Raw genomic sequence first — 18,702 nt, 5'->3', positions numbered from 1 at the left:
CGTCACCTCACAGTGATCGGGGCGGGGAGCTTCTCGATCCGGATCGCCGACGCCTTGAACTCCGCCGTTCCCGCGATGGGGCAATTGGCCTCGATGGTCAGCTGGTTGGTGTCCACCTCGTCCGGAAAGTGCATCGTCATGAACGCGAGCCCGGGCCGCAGCGCGGTGTCGATCCACACCGGCGCCACGACCGCGCCCCGCCGTGAGGTGACCCGCACCTGCTCACCGACCACGACCCCGTACCGCTCGGCGTCCTCCGGGCACAGTTCGACGAACTCGCCGCGCCGCAGCGGGGAGGCGAAACTCCCGCTCTGCACACCGGTGTTGTACGAGTCCAGACGCCGTCCGGTGGTCAGCCGGATCGGGTACCGATCGTCGGTCAGGTCGACCGGCGGATCGTGCCGCACTATCCCGAACGGCGCCCGCCTGCCCCGCTGTTGCGGGTCGGTCTCCCACAACCGGCTGTGCAGATAGGTGGGTTCAAGCCGCTCGGTGCTCGGGCACGGCCACTGGATGCCCTGGTGCTCCTCCAGCCGGGCGTACGTCATGCCGTGGTGGTCGGGGGAGAGGGACCGGAGCTCGTTCCACACGGCCTCGGCGTCCGCGTACTTCCAGTCGTGGCCGAGCCGCGCCGCGAGCTCGCAGATGATGTCGATGTCCTCGCGCGCCTCACCGGGCGGTACGACCGCCCGGCGTACCCGCTGCACCCGCCGCTCGCTGTTGGTGGTCGTGCCGTCGGTCTCCGCCCAGCCGGCGGTCGCGGGCAGCACGACGTCCGCCAACTCGGCCGTCTTCGTGAGGAAGATGTCCTGCACCACGAGGAAGTCCAGCTGCCGCATGCGCCGTACGGCCTGCTCGCTGTCGGCCTCCGACTGCGCCGGGTTCTCGCCGATGCAGTACACCGCCCTGAGCGTGCCCTCCTCCATCGCCTCGAACATCTCCGTCAGGTTCAGCCCGTAGTGGGGCTGGATGACGGTGTCCCACGACGACTCGAACTTCAGCCGGGCCGCGGGGTCGAGGATGTCCTGGAAGCCGGGCAGCCGGTTGGGTATGGCGCCCATGTCGCCGCCGCCCTGGACGTTGTTCTGGCCGCGCAGCGGCTGCAACCCGGCGCCGTAGCGGCCGATCTGACCGGTCAGCAGCGACAGGTTGATCAGCGCGCGCACATTGTCGGTGCCGTTGTGGTGCTCGGTGATGCCGAGGGTCCAGCACAGCTGGGCGCGCTCCGCACGGGCGTAGGCGTGCGCCAACTCCCGGATGGCTGCCGCCGGTACGCCCGTCACCTTCTCCGCCAGCGACAGCGTCCAGGGCTCGACGAGCGCCTTGTACTCCTCGAATCCGGAGGTCGCCCGTTCGATGAACGCCCCGTTGGCCAGGCCCGCTCGAATGATCTCCCGGCCGATCGCGTGCGCCATCGGGATGTCGGTGCCGACGTTGAGCCCGAGCCAGCTCTCCGCCCATTCGGCGGTGGAGGTGCGGCGCGGGTCGACCGCGTACATCCGGGCGCCGTTCCTGATCCCCTTCAGCACATGCTGGAAGAAGATCGGGTGCGCGAAACGGGCGTTGGAGCCCCACATCACGATGAGGTCGGTGTGCTCGATCTCCTTGTACGACGACGTCCCGCCGCCCGAGCCGAAGACCGCCGACAGCCCCGCGACGCTCGGCGCGTGACACGTACGGTTGCAGGAGTCGACGTTGTTGGTGCCCATCACCACCCGGGCGAACTTCTGCGCCACGAAGTTCATCTCGTTGGTGGCCCGCGCACAGGAGAACATCCCGAACGCCCCCCGGTTGCGCCCGAGTCCCCGACTCGCGCGGTCGAGCGCCTCCTCCCAGCTCGCGGGCCGGAAGGGCTCGTCGCGGGAGTCGCGCACCAGCGGATGGGTGAGCCGGGTGTAGGTCTTCGACGGCCGCTTCCTCATACGACACTCCTCATGCGGCGCTCCTGATGGCGAGCAGGTCCGAGATGGCGTGCACGGTGCGCAGGGTGGGCACCTCGACGCCGGTGATCTCCGCCAACTCGACGACGGCCGCGAGCAGTACGTCGAGTTCGAGCGGCTTGCCGCGCTCCAGGTCCTGGAGCGTGGAGGTGCGATGGTCGCCGACCCGCTCGGCGCCCGCGAGCCGGCGTTCGATGGAGACGCCCACCTCGCAGCCGAGGGCCTCGGCGACGGACAGCGTCTCGCGCATCATCGTCTCGATGACCCGGCGGGTGCCGCCGTGCAGGCACATCTGCCGCATGGTGGCGCGGGCGAGCGCGCTGATCGGGTTGAAGGAGATGTTGCCCAGCAGCTTGAGCCAGATGTCGTTGCGCAGATCCGGCTCCACCGGGCACTTCAGGCCGCCCGCCGTCATGGCCTCGCTGAAGCGGGAGCACCGGGCCGAGACGCTGCGGTCGGGCTCGCCGACCGAGAACCGGGTGCCCTCCAAGTGCCGTACGACGCCCGGCGCTTCGAGTTCGGTGGCCGCGTACACCACGCAGCCGACGGCCCGTTCGGGCGCGAGCACCGCGCTGACCGCACCACGGGGGTCCACACTCTCCACGCGGTGACCGTCGTGGGGGCCGCCGTGCCGGTGGAAGTACCACCAGGGGATGCCGTTCTGGGCGGCGATCACGGCCGTGGTGTCGTGCAGCAGGGGCTCGATCAGCGGCCCGCACGCCGCGTACGAGTGGGCCTTCAGACCCAGGAACACGATGTCGGCCGGGCCGATCTCCGCCGGGTCGTCGGTGGCGTGGGCGCGCGCGGTGAAGTCACCGCGCGGACTGAGCACCCGCACCCCGTCCCGCCTCATGGCCGCCAGATGCGGTCCACGGGCGACGAGATGCACATCGGCGCCCGCGCGATGGAGCGCTGCACCGACGTAGGCGCCGATCGCACCGGCGCCGAGGACTGCGACTTTCATGGTGAGGGAGCTCCGTTCGGTCGAGGGTACCGAGGAACTGCCGAACACTGTCGACTGAATATTGTCTACAGTATGGTGGTTACGGCGGCAAGGGTTCGCGCAGCACCGGCCGCGCGCAGGGGAAACCGGCCGGTCCGACCGTTCGGCGCATGCTGCATACCGTTCATCGCATACGGTCGACGCGCCGCCTTCTCAACGCCCTTGATCCTTCCTACCGTTCGGGTTTCATGAGTCCCCCTGTCGCACCGCCCGGCTGGAGCCGCTGGCTCGTGCCCCCGGCCGCCCTCTCGGTCCATCTCTCCATCGGCCAGGCCTACGCATGGTCCGTCTTCAAGCCCCCGCTGGAGTCCGCTCTCGGCCTCAGCGGCACCCAGAGTGCGCTGCCCTTCCAGCTCGCCATCGTCATGCTCGGGCTGTCCGCCGCGTTCGGCGGCACGCTCGTCGAGCGCAACGGGCCGCGCTGGGCGATGACGGTCGCCCTGGTCTGCTTCTCCACCGGCTTCCTGATCTCCGCGCTCGGCGCCGCCACCGAGCAGTACTGGCTGATCGTCCTCGGCTACGGCTTCGTCGGCGGCATCGGCCTCGGCATCGGCTACATCTCGCCCGTCTCCACCCTGATCAAGTGGTTCCCCGACCGGCCCGGCATGGCCACCGGCATCGCCATCATGGGATTCGGCGGCGGCGCGCTCATCGCCTCGCCCTGGTCGGCGCAGATGCTGGAGTCCTTCGGTGCCGACCACTCCGGGATCGCGCTCGCGTTCCTCGTCCACGGAATATCGTATGCAGTCTTCATGACCCTCGGCGTGCTCCTCGTCCGCGTCCCGCGCGCCGCCCCGGCGGTCGCCGACGAGGCGAGCAGCGGTCCGAGCAGTGTCACGGGCGTGCAGGTCTCGGCCCGCTCCGCGGTGCGCACCCCGCAGTTCTGGTGCCTGTGGGTCGTCCTGTGCATGAACGTGACCGCCGGCATCGGCATCCTGGAGAAGGCCGCCCCCATGATCACGGACTTCTTCGCCGACACCTCCACCCCGGTGTCCGTCACGGCCGCGGCCGGATTCGTCGCCCTGCTGTCCTCGGCCAACATGGCCGGACGCATCGGCTGGTCGTCCACCTCCGACCTGATCGGCCGCAAGAACATCTACCGCCTCTACCTGGGCGTCGGCGCGCTCATGTACGCGCTCATCGCGCTGATCGGCGACTCCTCCAAGCCGCTGTTCATCCTGTGCGCCCTGGTGATCCTCTCCTTCTACGGCGGCGGCTTCGCCACGATCCCCGCCTACCTGAAGGACCTCTTCGGTACCTACCAGGTCGGCGCGATCCACGGACGGCTGCTCACCGCCTGGTCGACCGCCGGCGTCCTCGGACCGCTGATCGTCAACTGGATCGCCGACCGTCAGGAGGAGGCCGGCAAGCACGGCTCGGACCTCTACTCCCTGTCCCTCTTCATCATGATCGGGCTGCTCGCCGTCGGCTTCGTCGCCAACGAGCTCGTCCGCCCCGTCGCCGCCCGCCACCACATGCCCGCCCCGACGAAGGAGGCCGCCGATGTCGCAGCCCGACAGCAGCCCGAGTCCGCCTGAGCCGGACCGCCGGCCGCTCATCGCGCTCGCCTGGCTGTGGGTGGGCGCCCCGCTCGCCTACGGACTCTACGAGTTGGTCCAGAAGGCGGCGAAACTGTTCACCGGGTAGCCGTTCGCGCTGCTCACGGGCAGGCGTTCGGGAAGTGTTCGGGCGTCCGAGGGTTAGAGGGAAGCCGACAACCCCGGCGCCCGTTTCCTGTCGCAACACCTGTCCCCGTACCCGCGAGTCACTGATCAGACTGGTGGATCCCGCTACCCACGGCAACGAGGGGGACCCCCACATGAACGGCTCGCGCATCGCCGCCGTCGGCCACTACCAGCCCGCCAAGGTGCTCACCAACGAGGAGCTGGCGGGCATGGTCGACACCAGTGACGAATGGATCAGGAGCCGGGTGGGCATCCACACCCGCCATATCGCCGGCCCCGACGAGCCCGTGGACGAGCTGGCCGCGCACGCCGCCTCCAAGGCGCTCGCCGCCGCCGGCCTCGCCCCTGCCGACATCGACCTGGTGCTGGTCGCCACCTCCACCGCCGTCGACCGCTCGCCCAACATGGCGGCCCGGGTCGCCGCCCGCCTCGGCATCCCGCGCCCGGCCGCCATGGACGTCAACGTCGTGTGCGCCGGCTTCACCCACGCCCTGGCCACCGGCGACCACACCGTCCGCGCGGGCGCCGCGACCCGCGCCCTGGTCATCGGCGCCGACAAGATGTCCGAGGTGACGGACTGGTCCGACCGCACGACCTGCGTCCTCGTCGGCGACGGAGCGGGCGCCGCGGTCGTCGAGGCCTGTCCCGACGGCGTCGAGCCCGGGATCTCGCCCGTGCTGTGGGGATCGGTGCCCGAGATGGGACACGCGGTGCGCATCGAGGGCCAGCCGGCGCGGTTCGCCCAGGAGGGGCAGAGCGTCTACCGGTGGGCCACCACCCAGCTGCCGCCCCTCGCCCGCCAGGCCTGCGAGCGCGCCGGACTGCGCCCCGAGGATCTCGCCGCCGTCGTGCTGCACCAGGCGAACCTGCGGATCATCGAGCCGCTCGCCCAGAAGATCGGCGCCGTCAACGCGGTGGTCGCCCGCGATGTCACCGCTTCGGGGAACACCTCCGCCGCCAGTATCCCCCTCGCCTTCTCCAAGCTGGTCGAGCAGGGCGCGATCTCCACCGGGGATCCGGTGCTGCTGTTCGGCTTCGGAGGCAACCTGTCGTACGCCGGACAGGTCGTACGCTGCCCGTGAACGGCTCGCCGGTGGCGGTGTGACGCGTCCGACGGCCCGGGGGGCTGGCCACAGTGCGCCGTAGACTGTAGACGAAAGACAATCGATACTCGGCTGTAGACAGTACGCAGTACACAGTGGACAGCCGACTTCATACAGTCTGACTCCATACGTCTTTCGCATTCGTGGCTACTCCGGCTGGCCGTTGCCGCCCGGCGCTGCCCAGGAGGGGAACCGACCGATGTTGTCGACAGGACTGCCGCAGGGTGCGGTGCCCAAGCTCGAACGGCCAGGCCCGCTGCGCGACCGCGTCTACGAGGCGCTGCTCGAGCTCATCACCACCCGTGCCCTCCAGCCGGGTCAGCACCTCGTCGAGAGCGAGCTGGCGAACCATCTCGGCGTCTCGCGCCAGCCGGTGCGCGAGGCGCTCCAGCGGCTCAACACCGAGGGCTGGGTGGACCTCAGGCCCGCGCAGGGCGCGTTCGTGCACGAGCCGACCGAGGAGGAGGCCGACCAACTCCTCACGGTCCGCACGCTGTTGGAGGCCGAGGCGGCCCGCCTCGCCGCCACGCAGGCGAAGACGGACGACGTCGACGCCCTGGACGAGATCCTGGCCCTGGGCCTGCAGGCCGTGGCCGACGACGACGTGGACGCCGCCGTCGCCCTCAACGCCCGCTTCCACGCCAAGATCATGGAGCTGGCGGGCAACGCGGTCCTGGCCGAGCTGGCGGCCCAGGTCGACCGGCGCGTGCGCTGGTACTACACGCCGGTCGCCCGGCAGCGCGGCGAGCAGTCCTGGATCGAGCATCGTGATCTGATCACCGCGATCCTCAACCGCGACGAACAGCTGGCCACCCGGCTCATGCGGGAGCACACGGAGCACACCCGGCGCTCGTACCACGCCCGCGCCAAGTCCTGACCGTTCCCCGGTGCAGGACCAGGCGGTCCTGCACCGGGGGTTCCAGGCTCATCCGGCGCCCGCTCAAAAACCGTCGCAGGCACGCCGATGGGGGCCCGCCACGCCATGGTGGGCCCCGATCCGGTACGCCGATCTAGGCGGTGGCGCCGCTAGTGCGAGCCCTCCCCCCTCCGGCCGGACCGCCTGTCGTGGCCCCCGGCTGCCGCAGCAGCAGGGCGATGCCCGCCGCCACCATCGAGACGCCGCCCGCCAGGGCGTACGCGCCGTCGTAGCCCCAGGCCGCGACCACCAGGGAGCCGAGGCCGCCGCCGAAGAGGCCGCTGACGAGCTTGCCGCTGTACACCAGGCCGTAGTTGGTCGCGTTGTAGTTCTCGCCGAAGTAGTCCGGGGTGAGCGCGGCGAACAGCGGGTAGAACGCGCCGCCGCCGAAGCCGGAGAGGAAGGCGAAGAACAGGAACAGCCCTTCGCTTTGCACGTCACCGGCCCAGATCACGCCGAACTGCGCGAGCCCCAGCACGACGATGACGAACACCAGGGTGGACCTGCGGCCCCGGCGGTCGGACAGCCAGCCCACGACCCCGCGGCCGACGCCGTTGACGACCGCCATGACACCCATCGAGGACGCCGCGACCAGCGGTCCGAAACCGATGTCCTTGGCGTAGTCGACCTGGAAGGAGATGCCGAAGATCGACACCCCGGCCGTCATCACGATCGAGACCCACATCAGGGGCAGCATCCCGGTCCGGATCGCCTCCTTCGGCGTGAACTGCCGTACCGCGGGAGGGTTCTTGGCCAGGCTCGTCGCGTTCGCGCCGTGGCCGGCGTACGTCAGCGGATCGATGTCGGCCGGCCACCAGTTCTTCGGCGGGTCCTTGAAGAAGAACGCGCACCCGAACACCACGATCATGATGTAGCAGCCGATCAGGTCCAGCACCCGGTGGTAATTGGCCGTGTCGAAGCCGTAGTTGAAGATGAAGATGAACGGCAGCGACCCGTAGGCGAAGCCGCCGTTGACGAACCCGGTGCGTGCGCCGCGCCGTTCCGGGAACCACTTGCCGACCATGTTGATGCAGGTCGCGTACACCAGTCCGGCGCCGATGCCGCCGATCACACCGAAACCGAGAATCGCCAGCAGCACATCGCTCAGGTGCGACAGTGCGAGGAATCCGATCAGGCACATACCGGATCCCGTATACATCGCGCCGCGTGCCGACAGGATCCCGCGCTCCCGCAGCCAGCCCGCCGGAAACGCGACCCCGGCCTGGAAGAACACCCAGACGCTGAGGATCCAGAAGGTGTCGGACTGCGTCCAGCCGTGCGCGTGGGACAGGGTGTCCTCCGCGGAGCCGTACGCGTACTCGAAGACGCTGATCGCCATCATGGCGACCCATGGCAGACAGATCATGAGCTTGCGGGAGTGACCGAGGATGTCCCGGTCGCTCTCGCCGATGCGGTAGACGCGGCCACGAGCGTCGGACACTTCCCGGTAGGGGAGTCCCTCGCGGGCGCCGGAGTCGGTCGACGAGCCGTTCGCCTGTATGCGATCCGCCGTCATTGTCTACGCCATCTCCTCGCCGAGCGGTTGCGGGTTGGGGACGATGCTCCGGGCCTTCGGTGTGCCCGGTGACTTCAGGAACAGCGCCAGGACCGCCGAGGCCAGCCCGATCGAGCCCGCGAGCACGAACGCGCCCTCGTAGTCCCACGCGTCGACGACGAGCGCGCCCACACCGGAACCGACGAGCCCCGAGATCAGCTTCGAGCTGTAGACCATGCCGTAGTTGCTGGCGTTGTTGTTCTCACCGAAGTAGTCGGCCGTCATGGCCGCGAACAGCGGGAAGATCGCCCCGCCGCCGAAGCCGGAGACCATCGAGCAGAACAGGAAGAACGGCATGCTGCCCATCTGGCCGGACACCAGCACGCCGAACTGCGCGGTGCCCAGCACGATGCACACGATGATCAGCGTGTTGCGGCGGCCGTACCGGTCGGAGATCCAGCCGATCACACCGCGGCCGGTGCCGTTGACGATCGCCTTCAGGGACATCGCGGTGGCCACGATCCCGCCGGCGAAGCCCATGTCCTTGCCGAACGGCACCTGGAAGGCGATGCCGAAGATGTTGATGCCGGCCGTGCACAGCAGACAGAACCACATCATCCACAGGACGGGCGTGCGCGCGGCCTCCCTCGGGGTGTACTGCCGGGCCGCCGGCGGGTTCTTCGCCAGCGCCCGGCGGATCTTCGGGTCGTCGGTCACCTTCAGCGGATCCACCTGCGTGGGCCACCAGTTCTTCGGCGGGTCCCGGAAGAACCAGCCCGCCGAAGCCACCACCAGGCACAGCCCGACGCCCACCGAGGCCAGCACACCCTGGTAGTTGCCCAGGTCCATGTACGAGGTGAACAGGAACACGAACGGCACCGAGCCGTAGGCGAAGCCGCCGTTGACGAAGCCGGTCTTGCCGCCCTTGCGCTCCGGATACCACTTGCCGACCATGTTCACGCAGGTCGCATACACCAGACCGGCGCCGATGCCGCTGCACATGCCGAAGCCGAAGTAGGCGACGAGCACGTTCGGCGCGTACGCCAGCGAGACATAGCCCAGCAGGGTCCCGACCGCGCCGATCAGCATCGCCGTGCGGGCGGGGAGCCTGCCGCTCTCCCGCAGCTGCCCGGCCGGGAAGGCCACGGCCGCCTGGAAGAACACCCAGACGCCCATCAGCCAGAAGATGTGTCCGCTGCTCCACAGATGCGCCTCGTGGAGCGTGTCCTCCGCCGACGTGAACGCGTACTCGGCGGAACTGATGCCCATCATGCCCACCCACGGCAGGATGACCATCCACCGGCGTTTGCGGCCCATGATGTCGACGTCGGACTCGCCGATCCGGTACACACGGCCGTTGCGGTCGGTCACCTCCCGGTAGGGGAGGGACGTCGAGTAGTCGGTTGTCGTCATGTCGCTCAGCACCCCTTGCGTCGAAAGTTCTGGCCAGCGCCCCCTGTCCATTGCCTTTCGTGCGCGCACGGGTCCCGGGGCCGGCCGACGCGCACCCGCCGGCCGGCCCCCTCCTCGTCACCTCATGAACCGCCCCCCAGCAGGCCTGCCGCCCGAGCCCAGCGGTACTTCGCACCGAGCACGGCAACCGGTTTCTCGGTCGTGTACGGGTACGCCACGACGCCCCGCTCGAACAGGTACTGGCAGGCCTCCTCGACCTCGACGTCGCCGGCGAGCGACGCGACGACAGGCTTTTGTATACCGTGTGCACGGAACTCGGCGACCACCCGCGCGGTGAGCTCCGCGAACACCATCGGCGGGGTGACGATGGTGTGCCAGTAGCCGAGGACCAGCGCGTGGATGCGCGGGTCCTCGAGCCCCAGCCGGATCGTCGCCTCGTACGTCGACGGTGGCTCGCCCCCGGTGATGTCGACCGGGTTGCCCGCGGCGCCGAACGGCGGGATGAACTCCCGGAACGAAGCGTCCAGGTCCGGCGGGATCTCCATCAGGGTCAGCCCGTTGTCGGTGACCGCATCGGACAGCAGCACCCCGCTGCCGCCGGCCCCGGTGATGATCACCACGTTGTCGCCCTGCGGAGTCGGCAGGACGGGCAGTGCACGCGCGTACTCCAGCATGTCGTTCAGCCCCGGCGCACGGATCACGCCCGCCTGGCGCAGGATGTCGTCGTACACGGCGTCGTCGCCGGCGAGCGCCCCGGTGTGCGAACCGGCCGCCTTCGCCCCCGCCGCCGTACGCCCCGCCTTCAGGACGACGACCGGCTTCCTCGGCACGGTCGCCCGCGCCGCCTCGACGAACGCGCGCCCGTCCTTGAGGTCCTCCAGGTGCATCGCGATGCACTGGGTGTGCGGGTCCTCGCCGAACCACGTCAGCAGGTCGTCCTCGTCCAGGTCCGACTTGTTGCCGAGCCCGACGATCGCCGACACACCCGTCTTCGTGGTGCGGGCGAACCCGAGGATCGCCATCCCGATGCCGCCCGACTGCGAGGTCAGCGCCACCCCGCCCCTGACGTCGTACGGTGTGCAGAACGTGGCGCACAGGTCGTGCCAGGTCGAGTAGTAGCCGTAGATGTTCGGCCCGAGCAGGCGTACGCCGTGCCGCTCGGCGACCGCCACGATCTCCGCCTGGAGTTCGTGCTCACCGGTCTCGGCGAAACCGGAGGGGATGAGCACGGCGTTGGGGATCCCCTTGCGTCCCACCTCCTCCAGCGCCGAGGCCACGAACTTGGCGGGGATCGCGAAGACCGCCACATCCACCTCACCGGGAACGTCCGTGACACTCTTGTACGCCTTGCGGCCCAGGATGTCATCGGCCCGGGGGTTCACCGGATGGATGTCGCCGGCGAATCCGCCGGCGACGAGGTTGCGCATCACCGAGTTGCCGATCTTGCCCTGCTCGTTGGAGGCGCCGATGACGGCTACGGAGCGCGGCTGCATCAGACGGCTCATCGTCGACAGGATCTCGTCGCGTGTATACCGTCGACGAGATACTGGCTGCGACTGACTGAGGATCACCCGGATGTCGGCGGCGACCGCCCCCTCCGCCGTCGCGATCACCGGATTGAGATCCACCTCCGCGATCTCCGGGAAGTCCGCGACCAGTTGCGACACCCGCCGGATCTGCTCGGCGACCGCCCACCGGTCCACCCCGGCCTGCCCCCGCACCCCGCGCAGGATCTCCGCCGACCGGATCGAGTCCAGCATCGACAGCGCCTCGTCGGCGTCCACCGGCGCCAGCCGGAAGGTGACGTCCTTGAGCACCTCGACGAGCACCCCGCCGAGCCCGAACGCCACCACCTTCCCGAACGTCGGATCGGTGACCGCCCCGACGATGACCTCCTGGCCCTTCGGCAGCAGCTCCTGGATCTGCACGCCCTCGATCCGGGCGCCGGCGTCGTGAGCGCGGGCGTTCTCGACGATCCGGCGGAACGCGGCCCGCACGTCCGCCGCGCCCTCGACGCCCACGACGACCCCGCCGGCCTCGGTCTTGTGCAGGATGTCCGGCGAGACGATCTTCATCACCACCGGCCCGCCGAACCGTGCCGCGTATGCCACGGCCGCCTCGACGTCCGTCGCCAGCTCCTCGCCCGGTACGGCGATCCCGTACGCGTCGGCGATCACCTTGCCCTCCGGCGCGGTGAGCGCGGTGCGCCCCTCCGCCCGCACGGCGTCGAGCAGCGCGCGCACCCGCGCGATCCGGTCCTCGGCCATCACGTCAGATCACCCCGTTCGACTTGAGCAGGGACAACTCCTCGTCGCCGAGGCCGAGTTCACCGACGTAGATCTCCTCGTTGTGCTCGCCGAGCAGCGGGGAGGAGGTCACCTCGACGGGGGAGTCGGAGAGCTTCAGCGGGCTGCCGACGGTGGTGAACTCGCCGCGCTGCGGGTGCGGGACGCGGACCACCATCTCGTTGGCGATCAGCGACTCGTCCTCGATGATCTCCCGGGTGGACAGGATCGGCCCGCACGGGATGTTGTGGGCGTTGAGCCGCTCCAGCACCTCCCACTTGGGCAGCGTCGAGGACCACTCCTCGATCAGCTGGAACATCTTGTTCAGCTTCGGCAGCCGGGCCTCGGGCGTCGACCACTCGGGGTCGTCGGCCAGTTCGGGCCGGCCGATGAGTTCGGTGACCGGCCGCCAGCCGACGGGCTGGACGATCACGTACACGTAGTTGTTGGGGCCGCCCGGCGCGCACTTGACCGCCCAGCCGGGCTGTCCGCCGCCGGAGGCGTTGCCGGAGCGGGGCACCTCGTCGCCGAAGTCCTCGTTGGGGTACTCGGCGAGCGGCCCGTGCGCCAGGCGCTGCTGGTCGCGCAGCTTCACCCGGCACAGGTTGAGCACGGCGTGCTGCATGGCGACGTTGACCCGCTGACCGCGTCCGGTCCGCTCCCGCTGGAAGAGTGCCGCCAGTATCCCGGCGACTGTATGCACCCCCGTGCCCGAGTCACCGATCTGCGCCCCCGTCGCCAGCGGCGGCCCGTCCTCGAAGCCGGTGGTCGCCATCGACCCGCCCATGGCCTGGGCGACGACCTCGTACGCCTTGAAGTCGGTGTACGGCCCCTCCCCGAAGCCCTTGATGGACGCATACACGATCCGGGGGTTGATCTCCTGTATGCGATCCCAGGTGAACCCCATACGGTCGACTGCACCCGGCCCGAAGTTCTCGACCATGACATCCGAGCGCCGGATCAGCTCGGTGAGGATCTCCTTGCCGCGCTCGGTCTTGGTGTTGAGGGTGATGCTCCGTTTGTTGCAGTTGAGCATCGTGAAGTAGAGGGAGTCGACGTCCGGGAGGTCGCGCAGCTGCTTGCGGGTGATGTCACCGGAGGGCGCCTCCAGTTTCACGACGTCGGCGCCGAGCCAGGCGAGCAGCTGGGTCGCGGAGGGACCGGACTGGACATGTGTCATGTCGAGGACGCGAATACCCTCGAGTGCCTTGGCGGTCATGGGTGTTCACCTCACTTGTACATGGTCTGGTTCATGGTTCCGGGGGCGTACGCGTCGGGGTCCACCCAGACGTTGATCAGTGACGGCTTGCCCGACTCGCGGGCGCGGCGCAGCGCGGGGCCGATGTCGGCGGGGTCGCGCACCTCCTCGCCGTGACCGCCCAGCATCTGGGCGAACTTGTCGTAGTGGACGTCGCCGAGGGTGTTGCCGACCCGCTCGCGCTCCACGCCGTACTTGGCGGCCTGGCCGTAACGGATCTGGTTCATCGAGGAGTTGTTGCCGACGATCCCGACGAACGGCAGGTCGTAGCGGACCAGGGTCTCGAAGTCCCAGCCGGTGAGGGAGAACGCCCCGTCGCCGAAGAGCGCCACGACCTCCTTGTCGGGCCGTGCCTGCTTGGCCGCGAGGACGAAGGGGACGCCGACGCCGAGGGTGCCGAGCGGCCCCGGATCCATCCAGTGGCCGGGCGACTTGGGCTGGACGACCTGCCCGGAGAACGTGACGATGTCGCCGCCGTCGCCGATGTAGATCGAGTCCTCGGTGAGGAAGTCGTTGATCTCGCTCACCAGACGGTAGGGGTGGATGGGGGAGGCGTCCGAGCGCAGTTGCGGCAACCGCTTCTCGATCGCGGTCTGTTCGGCCGCGCGCAGCTCGTCGAGCCACTCCTTGCGCTTCGAGGCGCCCCCGTTGATCCGCCCCGAGGCCGCCTCGGTCACCGACTTGAGCACGAGGCCCGCGTCGCCGACGATGCCGAGGTCGATGTCGCGGTTCTTGCCGACGGTGCGGTAGTCGAGGTCGATCTGCACGACGGTCGCGTCCGGGGAGAGCCGCTTGCCGTAGCCCATGCGAAAGTCGAAGGGCGTGCCGACGATCACGATGACGTCGGCGTGGGAGAAGGCGTAGCGGCGCGAGAGCTGGAAGTGGTGGGGGTCGCCGGGCGGCAGGGTGCCGCGGCCGGCGCCGTTCATGTACGCGGGGATGTTCAGCGTGCGCACCAGTTCGACGGCGGCCTCCGTGCCGCGGGTCGTCCACACCTGGCCGCCCAGCAGGATCGCGGGCTTCTCGGCGTGCACGAGGAGGTCGGCGAGCTTCTCGACCGCCTCGGGGTCGCCGGCCGACCGCGTCGAGGCGCGGTAGGCGCCGGCCTGGGGGACACGTGCCTTGGACACGGGCACCCTGGCGTCGAGGACATCGCGCGGGATCTCCAGGAAGGACGGCCCGGGCGCGCCGTGGTAGCACTCGCGGAACGCCATCGACACCATGTCGGCGGCGCGCGCCGTGTCGGGCACGGTCGCCGCGAACTTGGTGATCGGCGCCATCATGTCGACGTGCGGCAGGTCCTGCAGGGATCCCATCTTGTGCTGGGTGAGCGCGCCCTGGCCGCCGATCAGCAGCATCGGGGACTCCGCTCGGAAGGCGTTGGCGACACCGGTGACGGCGTCGGTGGTGCCGGGGCCGGCCGTGACCACCGCACAGCCCGGCCTGCCCGTGATGCGGGCGTAGCCGTCGGCGGCGTGTGCGGCGACCTGTTCGTGTCGTACGTCGACGACTTCTATGCCCTCGTCGACGCAGCCGTCGTAGATGTCGATGATGTGGCCGCCGCACAGGGTGTAGATGCGGTCGACCCCCTCCGCCTTCAGGGCTTTGGCAACGAGATGGCCGCCGGAGATCACGTCCTGCGTGTCGTCGGGCATGGCGCAGTCCTGTCCCTTCGTAGGGGGTGGGATGCTGTATGCAGTACATTGCATACAGTCGACGAATACTGTATGAAGCTTGTTATCCCGCATCCGGTGGGTGGTGTCCAGGGGGCGTGCGGCACTTTCAGACAGGAGCCGAAATGGACCTGTACGAACACCAGGCAAGGGAACTCTTCGAGGAACACGGCATCCCGGTGCCGAGGGCCGAGGTCACCGACTCGCCCAAGGAGGCACGGGAGATCGCCCGCCGACTCGGCGGCAGGGTCGTGGTGAAGGCCCAGGTCAAGACGGGTGGGCGAGGGAAGGCGGGCGGGATCGAGGTCGCCGCCGACCCGGCCGCCGCCGAGCTCACGGCCCGTCAGATCCTGGGCATGGACATCAAGGGGCACACGGTCGGCACGGTGATGCTGGCCCAACCCGTCGACATCGACAGCGAGTTCTACGTCTCCTATGTACTGGACCGCGCGGCCGGCCGGTTCCTCGCGATCGCCTCCGCCGAGGGTGGTGTGGACATCGAGGAGGTCGCCGCCGACCGGCCCGAGGCGGTCGCCAGGATCCCCGTCGACCCGGGTGTGGGCGTCACCTCGGCGAAGGCCGCCGAGATCGCGGCCGCGGCCGGACTCCCCTCGCAGACCGCCGACGTCCTCATACGGCTGTGGCAGGTCCTGGTCCGCGAGGACGCCCTGCTCGTCGAGGTCAACCCGCTGGTGCGCACCCGGCAGGGGCGGATCCTGGCCCTCGACGGCAAGGTCACCCTCGACGACAACGCCGCCTTTCGGCAGGCCCGTTGGGCCGCGGGCACGGACACCGACGGGCCCGCCGACCCGCTGGAGGCGGCCGCCGCGGCCAAAGGCCTGACCTACGTCCGGCTCGACGGCGAGGTCGGCGTCATCGGCAACGGCGCCGGCCTCGTCATGTCCACCCTCGACGCGGTGGCCGGCTGCGGCGCCCGCCCCGCCAACTTCCTCGACATCGGCGGCGGAGCGTCCGCGCAGGTCATGGCCGACGGACTGGCCGTCATCCTGTCCGACCCCGCCGTGAAGTCCGTCCTCGTCAACGTCTTCGGCGGCATCACCGCCTGCGACGCGGTCGCCGAGGGCATCGTGCGGGCCCTGGACACCGTACGGCTGACCAGGCCGCTCGTCGTCCGGCTCGACGGCAACAACGCTGACCGGGGGCGAGCGATCCTCGACGAGCACCGGCATCCCCTGGTCCAGCAGGTCACCACCATGGACGGCGCCGCACGCCGTGCCGCCGAACTCGCCACCGCAGCCTGAGGACACCGGAGGACGCCATGGCCATTTACCTCACCAGGGAGAGCAAGGTACTCGTCCAGGGCATGACCGGCGGCGAGGGCATGAAGCACACCCGGCGCATGCTCGCGGCCGGCACGAACGTCGTCGGCGGCGTCAACCCGCGCAAGGCGGGCCGTACCGTCGACTTCGACGACCGTGCCGTACGTGTCTACGGGTCGGTCGCCGACTGTATGCAGTCGACCGGCGCCGATGTCAGTGTCGTCTTCGTCCCGCCCGCGTTCGTCAAAGCCGCGGTGGCCGAGGCCGCCGACGCCGGCATCGGCCTCGCCGTCGTCATCACCGAGGGCGTCCCGGTCCACGACTCCGTCGCCTTCACCGCGTACGCGACCGCACGCGGCACACGCGTCGTCGGACCCAACTGCCCCGGTCTGATCACCCCCGGCCAGTCCAACGCGGGCATCATCCCGGCCGACATCACCAAGCCGGGCCGTATCGGACTGGTCTCCAAGTCCGGCACCCTCACCTATCAACTCATGTACGAACTACGGGACATCGGGTTTTCGACCTGTGTCGGCATCGGCGGTGACCCGGTCGTCGGCACCAGCCACATCGACTGCCTGGCCGCCTTCCAGGACGACCCCGACACCGAACTCATCGTCCTCATCGGGGAGATCGGCGGCGACGCCGAGGAGCGGGCCGCCGCCTACATCCGCGACCACGTCACCAAGCCCGTCGTCGCCTATGTAGCCGGTTTCACCGCGCCCGAGGGCCGCACGATGGGGCACGCGGGCGCGATCGTGTCCGGTTCGTCGGGCACCGCGCAGGCCAAGAAGGAGGCGCTGGAGGCGGCGGGGGTCCGGGTGGGCGGCACGCCGACCGGGACCGCCCGGCTCGCCCTCGCCGTACTCGACGAAGACGAAGGGGCGTGACCGCGTCCCATGGCCGCCACCCTCACCCTGAAGTCCGGCACCTCCTGGGACGACGCCTGGCGCTGCTGCCTCGCCGTGGCCCCGGAGGCCTTCCGCGACGACCGCGTCCTCAACCTCTGGAACGCCGGCTGGCATGCGGACGGCCGTACGCTGCCCGCGACCAGCCCCGTCGACGGCACACCCGTCGCCGGACCGCCCCGCCTGGACGCGGACACCGCGCACCGGGCCGTCCGCGCCGCTCTCGACCGGCACCGCGCCTGGCGGCATGTCCCGCTCGACGAACGCCGGGCCCGGATCGCCGCCACCCTCGACGCCCTCGCCGAGCACCGCGAACTCCTCGCCCTGCTGCTGGTCTGGGAGATCGGCAAACCCTGGCGGCTCGCGCAGGCCGACGTGGACCGGGCCGTCGACGGGGTGCGCTGGTACGTCGACGGCATCGAGCCGATGCTGGCCGGCCGGGCCCCGCTGGACGGCCCGGTCTCCAACATCGCGAGCTGGAACTACCCGATGAGCGTGCTCGTTCACGCAGTGCTGGTGCAGGCACTGGCGGGCAACGCGGTCATCGCCAAGACCCCCACCGACGGCGGTGTCGCCTGTCTGACCCTCGCCTGCGCGCTGGCCGCGCGGGAGGGCATCCCCGTCACCCTGCTGAGCGGGAGCGGGGGCGAGTTGTCGCAGGCGCTGGTGCGGGCGCCCGAGATCGGCTGCGTCTCCTTCGTCGGCGGCCGCGACACCGGCGCGCACGTGGCCACGGCCGTCGCCGACCTCGGCAAACGGCATGTACTCGAACAGGAGGGACTCAATACCTGGGGCATCTGGAACTGTTCCGACTGGGACACCCTCGCCACGGTGATCCCCAAGCTGTTCGACTACGGCAAGCAGCGCTGCACGGCGTATCCGCGGTTCGTCGTCCAGCGTGAACTGTTCGACGCGTTCCTCACCGCCTACCTCCCGGCGGTGCGCACACTGACGGTCGGGCACCCGCTGGCCGTGGAGCGGCGCGCCGACCCCTACCCCCGGCTGGACTTCGGCCCGGTGATCAACGCGGCCAAGGCCAAGGAGCTGCGCGACCAGGTCGCCGAGGCCGTCGACCGCGGAGCCGTCCCGCTGTACCGCGGCGACCCGGCCGACGCCCGGTTCCTGCCCGGCCAGGACACCTCGGCGTATGTCCAGCCCGTCGCGCTCCTCAATCCGCCGCCGTCCTCGCCGTTGCACCATGCGGAGCCGTTCGGGCCGGTCGACACGATCGTCCTGGTCGACACGGAGGCGGAGCTGCTCGCCGCGATGAACGCCTCCAACGGCGCGCTCGTCGCCACCCTGTCCACGGACGACCGCGCCACCTACGAGCGACTGGCCCCGCAGATCCGCGCGTTCAAGGTCGGGCACGGCCGGCCCCGCTCGCGCGGCGACCGCGAGGAGCTCTTCGGCGGCTTCGGCGCGTCCTGGCGGGGCGCGTTCGTCGGCGGCGAGCTGCTGGTGCGCGCGGTGACCCGGGGCCCGGCGGGGGAGCGGCTGCCGGGGAACTTCCCGGAGTACCAGCTGATGCCCTGACGCGTCCGCGTCACCTCGCCCGGGCGGCGATCTCGTCCGCCACCACCGCGCCAGGCCCTGCGGGCAGGGGCGCGGGAGGCTGGGCGCGTCGCGAATCATCCCGGCGCCGACGAGGCCGGCGACCGTCTCACGGGCGGCCGCCGGGTCCTCGTACGACACGAGGACCCGGACGGAACGGACGATCGCGGCAGGGCTCGGGGCCCCGGCCGA

14 protein-coding genes are annotated in these 18,702 nt (G+C 70.1%); 7 read left to right on the top strand and 7 right to left on the bottom strand.

Translation table 11 applies throughout. The annotated features are described in order from the left end of the window. Window positions 1-2: 2 nt before the first annotated feature. Together ABZ464_RS04580 and ABZ464_RS04575 are read right to left on the bottom strand one after the other, a co-directional pair. Window positions 3-1,922, bottom strand: coding sequence for a molybdopterin-dependent oxidoreductase (locus ABZ464_RS04580; protein WP_359270849.1), 1,920 nt, complete (start codon window positions 1,920-1,922; stop codon window positions 3-5). A gap of 10 nt (window positions 1,923-1,932) precedes the next feature. Beyond that, window positions 1,933-2,904 (bottom strand): 2-dehydropantoate 2-reductase, encoded by a 972-nt coding sequence (locus ABZ464_RS04575; RefSeq protein ID WP_359270846.1) that lies wholly within the window; start codon window positions 2,902-2,904, stop codon window positions 1,933-1,935. 227 nt (window positions 2,905-3,131) lie between these two features. Here ABZ464_RS04575 and ABZ464_RS04570 point away from each other — a divergent pair, with 227 nt between their 5' ends. From ABZ464_RS04570 to ABZ464_RS04555, 4 genes are all read left to right on the top strand, one after another. Next, window positions 3,132-4,481, top strand: a complete 1,350-nt coding sequence (locus tag ABZ464_RS04570; protein ID WP_359270843.1) for an OFA family MFS transporter — start codon at window positions 3,132-3,134, stop codon at window positions 4,479-4,481. Further along, on the top strand, window positions 4,447-4,590 hold the full coding sequence (locus ABZ464_RS04565; RefSeq protein WP_167738980.1) for a hypothetical protein: 144 nt from the start codon (window positions 4,447-4,449) through the stop codon (window positions 4,588-4,590). The genes ABZ464_RS04570 and ABZ464_RS04565 overlap by 35 nt, the downstream gene beginning before the upstream one ends. Window positions 4,591-4,762: 172 nt before the next feature. After that, window positions 4,763-5,710 carry a beta-ketoacyl-ACP synthase III gene (locus tag ABZ464_RS04560; protein ID WP_359270841.1) on the top strand — a complete coding sequence of 316 codons (948 nt, stop codon included), beginning with the start codon at window positions 4,763-4,765 and terminating at the stop codon, window positions 5,708-5,710. Window positions 5,711-5,930: 220 nt separating this feature from the next. Then, on the top strand, window positions 5,931-6,608 hold the full coding sequence (locus tag ABZ464_RS04555) for a GntR family transcriptional regulator (protein WP_359270838.1): 678 nt from the start codon (window positions 5,931-5,933) through the stop codon (window positions 6,606-6,608). Window positions 6,609-6,741: 133 nt separating this feature from the next. Here the strand turns inward: ABZ464_RS04555 and ABZ464_RS04550 are convergent, their stop codons facing one another. The 5 genes from ABZ464_RS04550 to ABZ464_RS04530 all read right to left on the bottom strand — a co-directional run bounded on the left by ABZ464_RS04550 (window position 6,742) and on the right by ABZ464_RS04530 (window position 14,753). Further along, window positions 6,742-8,163, bottom strand: coding sequence for an OFA family MFS transporter (locus ABZ464_RS04550; RefSeq protein ID WP_359270835.1), 1,422 nt, complete (start codon window positions 8,161-8,163; stop codon window positions 6,742-6,744). Between the two features lie 3 nt (window positions 8,164-8,166). Continuing rightward, the gene (locus ABZ464_RS04545; protein ID WP_359270833.1) at window positions 8,167-9,555 is read right to left on the bottom strand and encodes an OFA family MFS transporter; all 1,389 of its coding nucleotides are present in this window, start codon (window positions 9,553-9,555) and stop codon (window positions 8,167-8,169) included. Between the two features lie 122 nt (window positions 9,556-9,677). After that, window positions 9,678-11,822 (bottom strand): acetate--CoA ligase family protein, encoded by a 2,145-nt coding sequence (locus ABZ464_RS04540; protein ID WP_359271417.1) that lies wholly within the window; start codon window positions 11,820-11,822, stop codon window positions 9,678-9,680. A gap of 4 nt (window positions 11,823-11,826) precedes the next feature. Then, window positions 11,827-13,059 (bottom strand): formyl-CoA transferase, encoded by a 1,233-nt coding sequence (gene frc / locus ABZ464_RS04535; protein WP_359270830.1) that lies wholly within the window; start codon window positions 13,057-13,059, stop codon window positions 11,827-11,829. Window positions 13,060-13,070: 11 nt separating this feature from the next. Next, window positions 13,071-14,753, bottom strand: coding sequence for a thiamine pyrophosphate-binding protein (locus ABZ464_RS04530; RefSeq protein WP_359270827.1), 1,683 nt, complete (start codon window positions 14,751-14,753; stop codon window positions 13,071-13,073). Between the two features lie 143 nt (window positions 14,754-14,896). Here ABZ464_RS04530 and sucC point away from each other — a divergent pair, with 143 nt between their 5' ends. From sucC to ABZ464_RS04515, 3 genes are read left to right on the top strand one after another with little or no spacing between them, the layout of a single operon-like run. Next, entirely contained in the window at window positions 14,897-16,033 is a 1,137-nt protein-coding gene (gene sucC / locus ABZ464_RS04525) for an ADP-forming succinate--CoA ligase subunit beta (protein ID WP_359270824.1), read from the top strand. Between the two features lie 17 nt (window positions 16,034-16,050). Beyond that, window positions 16,051-16,941 (top strand): succinate--CoA ligase subunit alpha, encoded by an 891-nt coding sequence (sucD, locus tag ABZ464_RS04520; RefSeq protein ID WP_359270821.1) that lies wholly within the window; start codon window positions 16,051-16,053, stop codon window positions 16,939-16,941. A gap of 9 nt (window positions 16,942-16,950) precedes the next feature. Then, a complete protein-coding gene (locus ABZ464_RS04515; RefSeq protein ID WP_359270818.1) occupies window positions 16,951-18,492 on the top strand; it encodes an aldehyde dehydrogenase family protein in 1,542 nt (513 codons plus the stop codon). Window positions 18,493-18,702 lie beyond the last annotated feature (210 nt).

Source organism: Streptomyces sp. NPDC005820, from assembly GCF_040630255.1.
GTDB lineage: Bacteria > Actinomycetota > Actinomycetes > Streptomycetales > Streptomycetaceae > Streptomyces.
The sequence above is the reverse complement of the archived record's forward strand: the minus strand, read 5'-3'. Positions and strand labels throughout refer to the sequence as shown.

Bases quoted from the DNA above. Each gene is read 5' to 3' on its own strand.
- ABZ464_RS04565 (WP_167738980.1), top strand. From the start codon at position 4,447: ATGTCGCAGCCCGACAGCAGCCCGAGTCCGCCTGAGCCGGACCGCCGG.
- ABZ464_RS04570 (WP_359270843.1), top strand. From the start codon at position 3,132: ATGAGTCCCCCTGTCGCACCGCCCGGCTGGAGCCGCTGGCTCGTGCCC.
- ABZ464_RS04540 (WP_359271417.1), bottom strand. From the start codon at position 11,822: ATGGCCGAGGACCGGATCGCGCGGGTGCGCGCGCTGCTCGACGCCGTG.
- sucD (WP_359270821.1), top strand. From the start codon at position 16,051: ATGGCCATTTACCTCACCAGGGAGAGCAAGGTACTCGTCCAGGGCATG.
- ABZ464_RS04575 (WP_359270846.1), bottom strand. From the start codon at position 2,904: ATGAAAGTCGCAGTCCTCGGCGCCGGTGCGATCGGCGCCTACGTCGGT.
- ABZ464_RS04580 (WP_359270849.1), bottom strand. From the start codon at position 1,922: ATGAGGAAGCGGCCGTCGAAGACCTACACCCGGCTCACCCATCCGCTG.
- ABZ464_RS04555 (WP_359270838.1), top strand. From the start codon at position 5,931: ATGTTGTCGACAGGACTGCCGCAGGGTGCGGTGCCCAAGCTCGAACGG.
- ABZ464_RS04530 (WP_359270827.1), bottom strand. From the start codon at position 14,753: ATGCCCGACGACACGCAGGACGTGATCTCCGGCGGCCATCTCGTTGCC.
- ABZ464_RS04515 (WP_359270818.1), top strand. From the start codon at position 16,951: ATGGCCGCCACCCTCACCCTGAAGTCCGGCACCTCCTGGGACGACGCC.
- ABZ464_RS04550 (WP_359270835.1), bottom strand. From the start codon at position 8,163: ATGACGGCGGATCGCATACAGGCGAACGGCTCGTCGACCGACTCCGGC.
- ABZ464_RS04545 (WP_359270833.1), bottom strand. From the start codon at position 9,555: ATGACGACAACCGACTACTCGACGTCCCTCCCCTACCGGGAGGTGACC.
- sucC (WP_359270824.1), top strand. From the start codon at position 14,897: ATGGACCTGTACGAACACCAGGCAAGGGAACTCTTCGAGGAACACGGC.
- ABZ464_RS04560 (WP_359270841.1), top strand. From the start codon at position 4,763: ATGAACGGCTCGCGCATCGCCGCCGTCGGCCACTACCAGCCCGCCAAG.
- frc (WP_359270830.1), bottom strand. From the start codon at position 13,059: ATGACCGCCAAGGCACTCGAGGGTATTCGCGTCCTCGACATGACACAT.